Source organism: Trichocoleus sp. FACHB-90, assembly GCF_014695505.1.
Taxonomy (GTDB): domain Bacteria; phylum Cyanobacteriota; class Cyanobacteriia; order Cyanobacteriales; family FACHB-T130; genus Funiculus; species Funiculus sociatus.
This window is the reverse complement of record NZ_JACJOK010000036.1, coordinates 50,170-63,155: the sequence shown is the minus strand read 5'-3', so window position 1 is coordinate 63,155 and position 12,986 is coordinate 50,170. Positions and strand designations below refer to the sequence as shown.

11 protein-coding genes are annotated in these 12,986 nt (G+C 45.3%); 6 read left to right on the top strand and 5 right to left on the bottom strand.

The window, feature by feature from the left end; all coding sequences use genetic code 11:
• Positions 1-33: 33 nt before the first annotated feature.
• The 3 genes from H6F74_RS10875 to H6F74_RS10865 all read right to left on the bottom strand — a co-directional run bounded on the left by H6F74_RS10875 (position 34) and on the right by H6F74_RS10865 (position 2,656).
• The gene (locus H6F74_RS10875; RefSeq protein WP_190440534.1) at positions 34-720 is read right to left on the bottom strand and encodes a DUF2834 domain-containing protein; all 687 of its coding nucleotides are present in this window, start codon (positions 718-720) and stop codon (positions 34-36) included.
• Between the two features lie 98 nt (positions 721-818).
• Positions 819-1,931 carry a heat-inducible transcriptional repressor HrcA gene (hrcA, locus tag H6F74_RS10870; RefSeq protein ID WP_190440531.1) on the bottom strand — a complete coding sequence of 371 codons (1,113 nt, stop codon included), beginning with the start codon at positions 1,929-1,931 and terminating at the stop codon, positions 819-821.
• A gap of 365 nt (positions 1,932-2,296) precedes the next feature.
• Complete coding sequence (locus H6F74_RS10865; RefSeq protein WP_190440526.1) at positions 2,297-2,656, bottom strand: rhodanese-like domain-containing protein; 360 nt, start codon at positions 2,654-2,656, stop codon at positions 2,297-2,299.
• A 127-nt stretch (positions 2,657-2,783) separates the two neighbouring features.
• Between H6F74_RS10865 and H6F74_RS10860 the strand changes: the two genes are divergently transcribed.
• The 5 genes from H6F74_RS10860 (at position 2,784) to bioF (ending at position 8,897) form a co-directional block, all read left to right on the top strand.
• Positions 2,784-4,469 carry a DUF3352 domain-containing protein gene (locus H6F74_RS10860; RefSeq protein ID WP_190440523.1) on the top strand — a complete coding sequence of 562 codons (1,686 nt, stop codon included), beginning with the start codon at positions 2,784-2,786 and terminating at the stop codon, positions 4,467-4,469.
• 469 nt (positions 4,470-4,938) lie between these two features.
• On the top strand, positions 4,939-6,456 hold the full coding sequence (locus tag H6F74_RS10855) for an ATP-binding protein (protein WP_190440520.1): 1,518 nt from the start codon (positions 4,939-4,941) through the stop codon (positions 6,454-6,456).
• Positions 6,457-6,532: 76 nt separating this feature from the next.
• The gene (locus H6F74_RS10850; protein WP_190440518.1) at positions 6,533-6,895 is read left to right on the top strand and encodes a DUF1823 family protein; all 363 of its coding nucleotides are present in this window, start codon (positions 6,533-6,535) and stop codon (positions 6,893-6,895) included.
• A gap of 113 nt (positions 6,896-7,008) precedes the next feature.
• A complete protein-coding gene (locus H6F74_RS10845) occupies positions 7,009-7,710 on the top strand; it encodes a Uma2 family endonuclease (RefSeq protein WP_190440515.1) in 702 nt (233 codons plus the stop codon).
• Positions 7,711-7,736: 26 nt separating this feature from the next.
• A complete protein-coding gene (gene bioF / locus H6F74_RS10840) occupies positions 7,737-8,897 on the top strand; it encodes an 8-amino-7-oxononanoate synthase (protein ID WP_190440512.1) in 1,161 nt (386 codons plus the stop codon).
• 173 nt (positions 8,898-9,070) lie between these two features.
• On the opposite strand, the gene H6F74_RS10835 is transcribed toward bioF, so the two are convergent.
• Positions 9,071-9,538 carry a BON domain-containing protein gene (locus H6F74_RS10835; RefSeq protein WP_190440510.1) on the bottom strand — a complete coding sequence of 156 codons (468 nt, stop codon included), beginning with the start codon at positions 9,536-9,538 and terminating at the stop codon, positions 9,071-9,073.
• 119 nt (positions 9,539-9,657) lie between these two features.
• Complete coding sequence (locus H6F74_RS10830) at positions 9,658-11,013, bottom strand: general stress protein (protein WP_190440508.1); 1,356 nt, start codon at positions 11,011-11,013, stop codon at positions 9,658-9,660.
• 286 nt (positions 11,014-11,299) lie between these two features.
• Between H6F74_RS10830 and H6F74_RS10825 the strand changes: the two genes are divergently transcribed.
• The gene (locus H6F74_RS10825) at positions 11,300-12,844 is read left to right on the top strand and encodes a HAMP domain-containing sensor histidine kinase (protein ID WP_190440505.1); all 1,545 of its coding nucleotides are present in this window, start codon (positions 11,300-11,302) and stop codon (positions 12,842-12,844) included.
• Positions 12,845-12,986: the final 142 nt, after the last annotated feature.

The following is a 12,986-nucleotide window of genomic DNA, read 5'->3' as shown; positions in this document are numbered from 1 at the left end:
AGAAACAGGATTTCTCAACAGGGCTTTTTATATCTACCTACTTACGTTTGAGACGGGCTGCTGTTTCGATACCACCTCGGCAGTAGATTCTGGTAAGGGAGGGCGCAGGCAAAGATACGCTAAAGGGCCAAAAAGTGGAATCAGCGCGACAGTCCAAAAAAGTGCAGGATTGTTGGTTCCCCGCCGTGCCATATCATCTCCTAGTAGGGCGGGAAATATTAAGCACAATAGACAAAAATCCAGACTCATAACATGAATAAAACGACTCGTCTGGAACTGTTGAATATAATCTGCCCAATCTGCTCCCAGCAAGCCATAGGCAACCAAAACAACGCTGCCAATTGTTAGGATAAGACCGAGCCAGCGAGAATCAAGTATTTTCAAAAATAGATTTTTTTGTCCTGAAAATTGTGTATTCGGTTCGCGCAGTGCCAAATAAGGTAATAAGGCAAAGGCTCCTACTCCAAAGGAGAATGTTGCAAAAGGCCAAGCTGGTATTTTTTGCCCTCGGCCGTCTATAAATAACACGCAACCGTAAATCAGAGGCCAGACACCCATGATATTAAATAGGGCAATAATCAAAGGGTTGATGCCTGTCCATTGACCTGTTGACAGATTTTTAATCAGTTCAAATGTGTCTGGTTGATTAGGAGGGGCTAATAGAAAAGCGTAGCTAACTAATCCTACCCATAGCAACCAAAAGCCTATTTTTCTAGTCATGTTATTTTAAACAAATGAACCGCAAAGACGGGGAGGAAAGAGGGGAAGAGAGTAAATTGGCAATTACCAATCTCTCTCAATCCAAAATTCAAAATCGATTAAGCGGTTTGAGTAAGGGCATCGGAAAGATAATCAGCGGCGGCTTCAACGAGCGCGATCGCATTTTCGTATACCATCCGAGTTGGGCCTAAAACTCCCACACTTCCTACCGGAACAGAACCTTGTCGGTAGGTTGCAGAAATTAGCGTACAAGCACGCATCGGTTCTAAGGGATTTTCGGAACCAATTCTCACTGTCACTCGCGAACCTTGTGGCAGGGTTGTCACTCCTTGAATCTCTGGTGTAGGTAATTCAAAGATTAAAGGGCCAAGCTTGTCTTGTTCCTCTTCCAATAGGTGCATTAACATTTGGATTTGCTGCAACTCAGAAAATTCTGGCTGACGCAACACCTCCGCAACACCGCGAATCATAATTTGGGTTGAGGCGGGTTTTGTGGTGCGACGGATCAAGTCAGTGACTAAACTTCGCAAGGTATCAGCATACCTTTGGAATTCCCGGCCTAGCTCACTCCAGTCTAGGGCAACTAATTCAACAAGCGATCGCCCCCGCAACTGGCTATTCAAAAAGTTCGATAAAATCTGCAACTCCCGCTCTACAATTTCTGTATCGGGTTCGGTCTCCTCTGAAGTCAGGGGCGGTAACTCCATCAAAACGCTAGTCGTCTCATAAGCATCTGTTACCACAATTAGCATCACCCGTCCCGGATCGACCTGCACTAGCTGCAAATGTCGTAAGCGAGTAGTACGGTTCTGAGGCATCGTGATCAGGGTAATATAACCACTGAGCGTGGTGAGAATTTGCGCTGCTCCTCGTAGCAAAGCCTCGAAGCTCCAATCCTCTAAGTTTAGATTTTTTGTAAATAATTCCTCTACCTGTCTCCCCAACACGTCAGAAGGCTTTATTAGTTGGTCAACATAAATTCTATAGCCAGAATCAGAGGGAACCCGTCCAGCGGAAGTATGGGGTTGATAGAGTAATCCAGCTTTTTCTAAAGCACCCATCGCATTGCGAATAGTTGCTGGGCTGACGCTGAGATTATATTCTTCTACCAATGCTTTTGAGCCTACAGGCTCTGCCGTTGCTATATAATGGCGAACTGTTGCCCAGAGAATACGTTGTTGCCGATCGGTCAATTTTACTTGTTTAGACATTTAAACAAAAGCCGAATCTAATAGGTTTTAAACACAATGAAAATTCGGGGACTTACGATTATTGATTTATCGTAAGCCCGGCGTTCTTGACAAGCGAGCAGCCGTTTAATTACAGGTTAAATCACAATAGCAGATGCTGTCTTCTGCCTGCCGATCAGTAAAATTGTGGTAGTAGCAGCAAACAGTGGAAAAACTAAGATAAGACTTACTCTGGCACATTTCTCCAGAATATATACACAAGATTTTAGTTGTTCGGGTGTAGGGGCAATTTATTCTCGTTCTCCGGGCTATCCCTGGAAGCGATCGCTTCCCCATTTTGGTGATTATTAGCCTTTGGGGGAGGCGACCGCCTCTAAAAGAAGGAATTAATACCGGGGAATTGTGGAATCTACCAGAAGCGAGTAAGCATCGATACCACCTGCAATATTTTTAACATTGGTGAAGCCTTGACTTTGTAACCACTGACACATCTGAGCCGAACGAATACCGTGATGGCACATTACCAGGGTCTCCGCGTCGGGATCGAAGCGGGTGGGGATTTGATCAGACCATTCGGTAAACTCCGACAGAGGGAGGATTTCAAACCCCTCAAGGCTGGCGATCGCTACTTCAGAAGGCTCTCGCACATCCACCAGTTGTAAACCCTCACGGGCATCACACAGACGCTTTTGGAGTTCTTCTACACTAATCTGGGAAATCTGTCGGGGATAAGATTGAGCTGACATGATGTTGCGTTTCGAGATTAACTAAGATTTTAATAGTTCGGGTGGACGGCAGGCAGCCATAATATTCTCTGACATCTGGATTAGTGTTCTAAGCTCAATCGCTCTCGCGCAAGGTCTGAATTTCGCCATGAAGCAACGCTCATTTTTTTACGCTTTAGCAGCTGGCGTTTTAGTGCTGCTGTTGATTGGTGCTGGTGGCTTTTACTGGTTAAGATCGCAAAGTCCCCTCGCCTTGATGTCGGGCGGACAGATGACGAACCCATCTGCCGCGATGTTTGTGCCGAAACAGGCACCAGTCATGGTGTCATTGCTGGTGAATCCAGATCGCTTGGAGGAGGGGGTTCGGCAGGCTGTGGATCGTTCGGGGAACCGTGGGCGATCGCGTGTCGAACTAGACCAAGTTAAACAAAGTTTACTGGCTAACACGGATCTCGACTACCAGAAAGATATCCAGCCTTGGCTGGGAGATGAAATTACTTTTTCCGTCACTAGCTTAGATTTTGACCGTACAAGCCAAAATGGGGAACAACGGGGACTGCTGCTGATTGCAACTAGCAAAAACCCGCAACGTAGCAACGAGTTTGTAGATTTGTTCTGGCAGAAGCAATCTAGCGAAGGCGCTTCTTTACAGTTTGAACAATACAAAGGTGTAAAGCTGATTTACACGCAAGGAAAAGAAAAATCTGTTGCTAGTGCAGTAGTCGGCGATCGCTTTGTGCTTTTTGCCAATAATCCCAAAGTGCTGCGCGCAGCTATTAACAATGTTCAAGCCCCGGATCTGAGTTTGAGTGAAGATCCTGCCTATCAGAAGGCTTTGGAGAACATTACTGGCTCGAAGATTGGGCTAACTTATGTCAATCTCCCCAGATTGGCTAAGTTGCTGGGTAACAAATCAGAGTCATCAATTACCCAGAAGTATGAAACTCTAGCGATCTCGCTCGAAATTAACCGCCAGGGATTGCTGGCGCAAACGGCTCTGCAAGGAACTGCCGGGTCAGACGCAACTATGGCTCCTACAGTATCTCAAGCGGTCGGAGTATTGCAGTATCTTCCAGAACAAATAGCGATCGCTGCTGCTGGCACTCATCTTGATCAATTGCGAGAACTATCCTCTACACAAAAGAGCGACGATACTCTTTCCCAATTGATCAATCAACCCCTAGCCGATCTACAAACTCGTTGGGGCATCGATGTGGAGCAAGATATCTTCAGCTGGGTACAAGGTGAGTATGCCTTGGGAATACTGCCTCGCAGCGATCGCAACTCGCCCGATTGGATTTTTGTCGCCGAATCATTAGAAAATACAGCTGAGGCGGCAATTAACCATTTAGACGATGTTGCCAAGCAGCGGGGACTAAGCGTTAGCTCTTTTACCCTAGAAAATCATCCCATCTTTGCCTGGACAAAACTAACAACCGTTCCCCCAAGCAAAGAAGGTAAAGAGCAAAATTCTGTAAGATTAGAGGCAAAAGTTCAAGGTGTCCGCGCCACCATAGGCAAATATGAGATTTTCACCACCTCCATAGAGGCGATGGATCAAGCCCTCAAAGCTCCGGAAAATTCTCTGCTAAAAAGTGATAATTTTCAGACAAATATCGCTTCTTTACCTCAACCTAACAATGGCTACTTGTATCTAGACTGGGCATCAAGTCAGCCGATTTTAGAGCGTCAGTTGCCAATTGTCAGGGTGGTGGAGCTGTTTGCCAAACCTTTGTTTAACCAGCTCAATTCCCTCACCTTTAGCAGCTACGGTACTGACGCTGGCGTTCAACGCAGCAAGGTATTCTTCCGCTTAGGTGATACTAAAGGCTAGTTTGGTAGGGTAGGGCGATACGCCTAATACCACTTTGGATTTTGTGGAGGCGAAGAAGTTTCTTTGCCTCCGATGGTTTTGAAAGCCTTGCTTATAGGCAGTTTCAATAATTCAAGTGTTGCATCGATAATCCCAAAGGATATCACTCATAATACAGGATGATTTATTCCTGGGAAAACCTAATAGATGTTGAATTAGCAGGGATATGGCAATGCCATATCCCTAGTTAGTTATGGGCAAAGCTCAACTGGCTCCCAAACTAATTTTTTTAATCTGTATAAAAATGTACGAAACTTGGCACCACTTTAGTTCATAGTTTTTCAGTAGCAGTAAATCAACTATTAGCTGAAGAGCCGAGCCGCATATTTAAAGGCGAGCCAGAACTTCCAGCAGAATTTAACGCGACTATACAAGAAGTATATTCGCGAAAGTTTTTCATTCCATAAGTAAAAAAACATCCTAAAGAAGTATGACAAAAAAACCTTATAATGGTATATATCGTCAGACCTTATTTATTTTAGGAAAATTGTCGGTACCTGTCTTGACTACTTATTTACACTTAGACGAAATCAATACAGTGCGGGAAATTAATGCGGCGGTTGTCAATGTTAGCGGTCGTCAACGTATGCTATCCCAACGGACTGCACTGTTCGCCTTAAGGCTGGTATGTACAAAAGATAAGCAAGCGCAGGAAGAATTGCGCTCAGGGTTGCTAGCCGATTTAGATTTGATGGAAAGGTCACACAAAGGTTTAATCGAAGGCGATCGCGATCTGAAATTACCCGGTCATCCTTCGCCAACAGTGCAATCTATGTACTTTGAGGCGCCTTTAAATTTAGATCGGCAGGTACGGCAATATATCGACCAAGCTAGAGCGATCGCCCGAAGCAGCAGTGAGGAACTAATACCAGATAATCCCCATTTGTGCTACATTCTCGCCGAGTCTTCAAAAAACCTAGTTGAAGCATTGGATGCCGTAGTGAACCAGTATCAAAAAGAAAGTGATACTGAGCAACTAGCAATTCACATTTATCAAGCTCAATTATATGAAAAAAGTTGTGCCGCTACTGCCCAAGCACTTAGTCAGGCAAAGAAATTAGAGCAAGCTTTGCAAGAACTGCAACAAGCTCAATCCCAGCTAGTTGAAAAAGAAAAAATGTCTAATCTGGGATGTCTGGTAGCAGGTGTAGCTCACGAAATTAATAATCCTGTCAGTTTTATTTACGGCAACCTCAATTACGCAACTGACTACATCCAAAATTTGCTCGATCTGCTCAAGGTTTATGAGGAAGAATATCCTAAACCTAGTATCGTGCTGCAAGAGAAAATTGACGAAATAGACCTGGAATTTTTGAAAGAAGACTTGCCAAAAGTCATGTACTCAATGGAAGTCGGAGCAAAGCGCATTCATCAGATTGTACGTAGCTTGCGGAATTTTTCTCGTACTGATGAAGAACTTATTCAGGTTGTGGATATTCACGAAGGGATTGATAATACTCTGTTAATTTTGCAAAACAGGTTGAAAGCGCATGGTGACAACGAAGGGATTGAAATTGTAAAAGAGTACGGGAATTTGCCTTTAATTGAATGTTATTCCGGGCAAATAAATCAGGTACTTATGAATTTGATTAGTAATGCTATTGATGAATTAGAAAGTCTCAGTAGTGATTGCGACTATTCTAAAAAAATAAAGATTTCTACCGAAGTTTGCCATCGCGGTACTATCATTCTCAGGATTGCCGATAACGGACACGGGATGACTGAAGACGTAAAAGCAAGATTATTTGAACCTTTTTTTACTACAAAACCAGTTGGTAAAGGCACCGGATTAGGTTTATCAATCAGTTATCAGATAGTGGTAGAAAAACACCAAGGGTCAATTGAGTGTATCTCGCAACCCGGAGAAGGAACTGAGTTTATTATTGAAATTCCAGTAGTCCAACGCCAACAAGAAGAAATTACTAACGAGTTGGAATCAGTGGCATAAAGTTAGTAACCTTGTAGATTAGGTTGAGCTTTAGCTTAACCCAATCTATACTGCTAATGGCTTTGTAGTTAATGCTATGTCTAACTTGCCGCCGCTTAACACCGAAACGATTTGGGCTATTCTGAACGAGGAAATAGATGATTCCACAGTGAATCATCTGGTTTGGCATTGTTTGGGTTATCGCTACGATGTTGCCCAAAATTGGGATAATAGCGGCGTTACACCAGAATGGCGGGATGAATATCCGCAGCCGCCTAATTTTATTGAAAGCCGCCCAGCAACAGTAAAACTGACTCGTTCCATTCCTCCAGAAAACAAGCAACTTTTAAAAGAAAAGCTGGGTTTTAAAGGTTATAAAGTAGGTGAATTTGGCCCAAGACAGACTCGTAGGGCGACTGCTGCTAACTGGTTGTTGAGCTATATGCAAAGCAAACTGTAGGATAGGGATCGTGTAAGTGGCTCTCCGACGCTACGGGTATATGAAAAAATCGCTCTGTTAAGCATTCTATTTGAGAAAATAAAGATGTCCTTTCGCCACCAAGCAGGTGTGATATGGTACTTAGTGGTCAATCCGATATGCCGACAATCCCGCCATGCGACCTTTGGAGTGAGGAGCCGCAATTGGAGAGCGATCGCCATCTTAGACAGCTAATTTTACTCTTAATTTGCTTAGAGCGGTTGTGGCAAAACCGAAATGATTTTCATGTCGGTGCTAACCAGAGTATTTATTTCAGCCTGCGTCAAATTAAATTGCAAGACTTTAGAGGGCCAGACTTTTACGTGGTTCTCAACACTGAACGCAGAGAGCGTAAAAGTTGGGCGGTCTGGGAAGAAGACGGCAAGTATCCCAATTTTATTCTGGAGATTCTTTCCGACACGACAGCTAAGAACGACCGAGGCTTGAAAAAGCAACTGTATCAAGATGTTTTTCGCACACCTGAGTATTTTTGGTTTGACCCGTACAGTTTAGAGTTTGCCGGGTTCAAACTCAACTACGGTACTTATGAAGAGATTCCCCTTCAGGAACAGGGATGGCGCTGGAGTGAGGAGTTACAGTTGTTTTTGGGCATTGTGAGAGAACAGTTAAGGTTTTTTACGCCTGAAGGGGAACTGGTTCCTACTCCGCAAGAAGCCGAAACACAAGAAAGGGAACGCGCAGAACAGGCGCAAGCACGCGCACAACAGGCACAAGTACGCGCAGAACGTCTGCTTCATCAGCTGCGAGAATTAGGTGTGGAGCCAGAAGATTTGTAATAAATGTGGAAAGCGCGATCGCTCTCATGCCTACTGACCCTTATGCTTGGATAGAACCATCTCTCGCCACAATTCATCAGGCTAACTGGTATCGTTCAGTTCAGACTATTCAAAGTCGTCCTGGTGCGACGGTGGTATTGGAGGGACGAGAAGTTATCAATTTTGCTAGTAATGATTATCTGGGTTTGGCGGGAGATGAGCGTTTAATTGAAGCTGCTGTTGGCGCTACAAAGGAATTTGGTACGGGTGCGACAGGTTCTAGATTAATTAGTGGTCATCGCCAATTGCATCGAGAACTCGAAAGCGCGATCGCATCCCTCAAACAAACTGAAGACGCTATAGTATTTAGTTCTGGTTATCTGGCTTCGTTGGGCGCGATCGCTGCTTTAGTTGGCGGTCGCGATTTAATTCTATCTGACCAGTACAATCACTCTAGCCTCAAAAATGGGGCAATTCTTAGCGGTGCCACTGTCATCGACTACCCGCACTGCGATGTTGCGGATTTAAAAAACAAGCTAAGTCAACACCGACAACAATATCGTCGCTGCTTGATTATTACTGATAGCGTTTTTAGCATGGATGGGGATTTATGTCAAATCCCGTATTTGTTGGATTTAGCAGAAGAATTTAGCTGTATGCTGCTGGTAGATGAAGCTCACGCCACGGGAGTTTTGGGAAAAACGGGCGCTGGGTGTGTGGAGCATTTTGGCTGTAGCGATCGCGCTCTAATTCAAATCGGCACCCTGAGCAAAGCTTTAGGCAGTTTGGGCGGATATGTAGCTGGGAACGCTGCTTTAATTGACTTTTTGCGGAATCGCGCCCCTAGTTGGATTTATACTACTGGTCTTTCGCCAGCGGATACAGCTGCGGCTTTAGCAGCAGTTAAGATTGTTCAACAAGAGCCGCTCCGCCGCGCCCGATTGTGGCGTAATGTTGGTATTCTTAAAAATTTGCTGCAATTACCAAACCTGAAATTATTGCCTTCAGAGTCTTCCATCCTCTGCTTGCAATTGAAAAATGCCGCCGAAGCTTTGAAGATGGGACAAAAACTAAAAGATGCCGGAATTTTTGCTCCTGCTATTCGCCCTCCTACTGTTCCTACGAGTCGGATTCGGATGACGGTTATGGCTAATCACGAACCTGTCCACTTTCAGCGGTTGGTGGAAGCTTTGATGGAAGAGGGATGAACCGCAAAAACGCATTAGCTCACGCCATGCACGTTAGCGCTATAAAGAACGCCAAGGAACAAGAGGAGGAAATTAAAACCTCTGCGTCCTTGGCGATATTATTTGCGTTTAAAACAAATTCTTTTGGTGGTGGATGATACCGTAATGCTTAAAAAACACTACTGATTAACCCGTTATTGACCTTTTGGTTGAGCGGGAGCAACGGTTGCTTTGTTAGTCACGCCCTTGACACCTTTAATTTCTTTTGCCAGAGGTTCAATTCTAGCGAATTGTTCTTGGGTAGGAACGGTTCCAGAGATGGTAACAACGCCCTCTTCAGCAGCAACTGTCAGAAAACTAGCTGGTAGGTTAGCTTCCAATTTACTGCGAACCTCGCCTTGCAAATCCCCATCAGTTCTTTCTGCGTCGCCTCCGGTGACATTGTTCCGCTGCTCCGCCGCCCGAATGTCAGAATTGAGCTGATCTTTGCGAACGTCGCTAGTTGCGTCTTGTTGGCTGTCCTTAGCTGCATCGGCTGCGGGGGTTTGGCCCGTTGTTGCGGTAGTTTCAGGAGCGTCAGCATTAGTGCTAGCAGTGTCGTTACAAGCAGCAGCACTAAAAATTAAAACGCCGCTGAGTAGAAGTGTGGTAAGTTTTTTCATGGTTTTTTCTCACTTAAAAAGTGTAATGGTTTAAATTCGATTGCTATCGATTCAGTAGAAACTATCTGACATAGCGTCAGATTCACTAAGCTACCGAAAGAATGGTGAGCTTAGAAAACTTATGCCCGGTTGTCGATGATGGTGACGCGATCGCTTACCTGGCTAGACTGATCTTCAGGTTCCGCAACCATCTTCCCAGAAGAGATGCCCGAAGTTTTATTTTCTGGTAGGTTGTAGACACCCCATTCGTGAATGCCTTTAGCTTTCAGAATAGATTCTGCACGCTGGATCTCCTCTTCGGTGCCGTTTACCAAAACCAGATAATCACCGCTAGATAATTGATCGTGATAAACCTTGGCTTCCTGTTCCGGAATTCCCAACCCAATTAGTGCGCCAGTCAGCCCACCTGCGGCTGCACCAATGCCACCACCAGCGATGGTTGTAGCTATAGCAGTGGCTTCTGCTCCGGCAAACAGGATAGGCCCGATACCAGGAATTGCTAAGGCACCTAGGCCAATCAGCAACCCGGTTAAACCGCCTAAAGCACCGCCTGCGATCGCTCCGGTTGTTGCACCTTCATCAGCGTTGCTATCCTTAATGCGATCGCTTACCTCAACCCCAGCTATCTCATCGTGCCGATCTGCATCTTTGGCAACGACAGAAACTTTGTCCATCAAAAAACCAGAATTTTTCAACTCATGCAGCGCATCTTCCACATTGCGACGGCTGGAGAATATACCCACCGCACGCTTATGGGGAATTGCATCCATATCAATGACATTAGGATCGCCGGCGTAAGGCACTGTATATCCCGCGCTCAGGGGAGTTAGTGCTAAGGGATCTAATCCTAATGTATAAGTTGGGTCAGTCAGACCTAGTGGATCGAAGCTGGTTGAGTATGCCACCGGATAGCTGGGAGCCATGCCGCTCACGCTAACATCATAGATGCCCCAATGTTGAATTCCCTGGTTTCCTAGAATTGATTCAGCTTTGGTAATTTCCGCTTGCGTACCCTCTACTATCACTAAGTAATCGCCTTGGGATAAGCGGTGGTTATAAACTTGAGCTTGTTCTTCCGGAATACCTAAACCCATCAGTGCGCCGACAATGCCACCTGTTGCAGCACCAACTGCACCACCGATGAGAGCGTCACCCAGTATAGAGGCTAAAGCCCCTCCTGCTACCACTGGGCCAATTCCTGGAATCGTTAATGCGCTTAAGGCTCCGAGTAAGCCAACAAAACCGCCTACTGCACCGCCTGCTAAAGCACCCGCCGTTGCCCCACTGCCAGTTTGATTGCCAGCATTGTCGCGTACATCAACCCCGGCTATCTCATCGCGCCCGTTTCTATCCCGTGCCACGATGGAAATCTGACTCATGGAAAAACCGGAAGTTTTCAGCTCATTAAGCGCATATTCCGCACTTTGAGGACTGGAAAACACGCCTACAGCCCGCTTACGTTGGTCGCTGGTCATTTTTTCCTCCCCAAATGAACAAAGAAACAGTTATAACCAATACCAAATCAGCTTTATTCATCTTTTCTTTCTTATTTATCGCCTTTTTTCCTAGGTTTTCCATCAGTCCCCAGATGTAAGATTTTATCTATCAATCGAGACGAAAGGGATATCCTTATGGCAGAGCGCGGCGATCGCCCTTTATTTAGTACGGTTATACGACCACCGAGAGATGCCAAGTATAGGTAGGCTCATATCAGACAGTAGTTAAACGCACTACCAGTGATAGCCGTTAAGGGGGTGCTTTGTGCAGAAGTGGTTATTGCCAACCATCGGTGAAGTATTAGCCCAACATGAATCATCAGGGGCAGATAGTCTGGTGCCTTTTACCCAAGAGACAGCAGAAAAATTGGATGGTCAACAGCGCTCCAGCAGCCGGAAAGCACTCAAGCAGATGCGTGCTAAAAGGGAATGGTGCGGTGCGATCGCAGCCTTGGAGGAGTTGTTGCATCTATCAACTGCCACATCCACAGGTTCCGATGAGCCGTTGGGATTGGTTTTAGCTGGCCCTGTGCCAGTCTTGAGTCATCCAGAGGTGATGAATCGTTTCCAGACAGGAATTTTTACAGTTGAATCACTCCATCCTATGGCTTTAATGCCATTTCAACTGCCTCCTGCAACTGCACAAGCCACAGAAAAAGACTCTTTATGCCTTCCTAAGCTGCCATTAATTCCAGCCGATCCGTTGGCATCTGAGCAGTTTTGTGTAGTTTTAACTTCTCAATTTAGTTTGGTGATGGTAGTAGGAGACGTAAACTACCAAAAAGCCTTTATGTATTCCTTTGACCCGGAAGTAGTAGAGAAAGCATGGTATAGTTTGCGATCGCGTTTATTATTAAGCAACCTCGATCGCGTCGGTCAGCTTGAAGCCTTAGTCAAGCGCTTTCCACCCACAGCGCCCGATTATCGCACCGTTACGCAGTTTAGCCGGTTACTGCTGAAAAATTTGCCAGACGAGGCAAAAGGTGATAACGCTGAACCAGTAGAGGCAAAAGCTAAAAATCCAGATAATTCTGATTATTCAATCTTGAATAATCAATTAATTGAAAATTCTTGCGATATAGAATTATTACAAGCCTTTGCCCACGAAGTTCGGACACCTCTAACTACCATTCGCACTCTGACACGACTTTTATTGAAGCGCCGCGATTTACCACCAGAAATCATCAAGCGTCTGGAAAAAATTGATCGCGAGTGTACTGAGCAAATTGACCGCATGGAGCTATTTTTCCGGGCTGCGGAAGTAGAAACAGCACCAGTCAAGCGCCGCGAAGTTCACCTGAGTGCGATGTCTGTCGCCCAAGTGTTCCAAAACAGCATTCCCCGCTGGCAAGAACAAGCAAGTCGGCGCAACTTAACTTTAGATGTCGTTTTACCTCAAAAGCTGCCAAGTGTAGTTAGCAATCCAGCCATGTTAGACCAGGTGCTAACTGGTTTGATTGAGAACTTTACCCGCCGCATCCCAGAGGGCGGTCACATTCAAGTAGAAGTGACACCCGCAGGCGACCAATTAAAGTTACAGCTTCAATCTCACTCTCAAAGATATCCTGACGAAAACGGCGACTCGTCAGCGGTGAATATAAACCAGCCAACTTTAAAGTCTATTGGCCAAATGTTAATGTTCCAGCCAGAAACTGGATGTCTCAGCCTAAATCTCAACGTAACGAAAAATCTTTTTCAAGCGTTGGGAGGGAAACTAATTGTCCGACAAAGACCCCAACAAGGTGAAGTGCTAACAATTTTCCTACCTTTAGAAGTTGGCAACACTAAAAAGTTAGGAGTTAAAAGTTAACATCCCGAAAAGCTGAACGCTTTCGAGCCATTGCCCGAAAGCAACATAACGCTAGAGTTAGTGCGATAAAAGGATGGACAGCAGGAGCGATCGCTACACTCAAAATTAGAGTGTAATATTAGTTTCATGGCATTGAACTACT

Coding starts and splice junctions, on each gene's coding strand:
- bioF (WP_190440512.1), top strand. CDS start 7,737: ATGCCTACTGACCCTTATGCTTGGATAGAACCATCTCTCGCCACAATT.
- hrcA (WP_190440531.1), bottom strand. CDS start 1,931: ATGTCTAAACAAGTAAAATTGACCGATCGGCAACAACGTATTCTCTGG.
- H6F74_RS10855 (WP_190440520.1), top strand. CDS start 4,939: ATGACAAAAAAACCTTATAATGGTATATATCGTCAGACCTTATTTATT.
- H6F74_RS10860 (WP_190440523.1), top strand. CDS start 2,784: ATGAAGCAACGCTCATTTTTTTACGCTTTAGCAGCTGGCGTTTTAGTG.
- H6F74_RS10830 (WP_190440508.1), bottom strand. CDS start 11,013: ATGACCAGCGACCAACGTAAGCGGGCTGTAGGCGTGTTTTCCAGTCCT.
- H6F74_RS10835 (WP_190440510.1), bottom strand. CDS start 9,538: ATGAAAAAACTTACCACACTTCTACTCAGCGGCGTTTTAATTTTTAGT.
- H6F74_RS10850 (WP_190440518.1), top strand. CDS start 6,533: ATGTCTAACTTGCCGCCGCTTAACACCGAAACGATTTGGGCTATTCTG.
- H6F74_RS10875 (WP_190440534.1), bottom strand. CDS start 720: ATGACTAGAAAAATAGGCTTTTGGTTGCTATGGGTAGGATTAGTTAGC.
- H6F74_RS10845 (WP_190440515.1), top strand. CDS start 7,009: ATGGTACTTAGTGGTCAATCCGATATGCCGACAATCCCGCCATGCGAC.
- H6F74_RS10865 (WP_190440526.1), bottom strand. CDS start 2,656: ATGTCAGCTCAATCTTATCCCCGACAGATTTCCCAGATTAGTGTAGAA.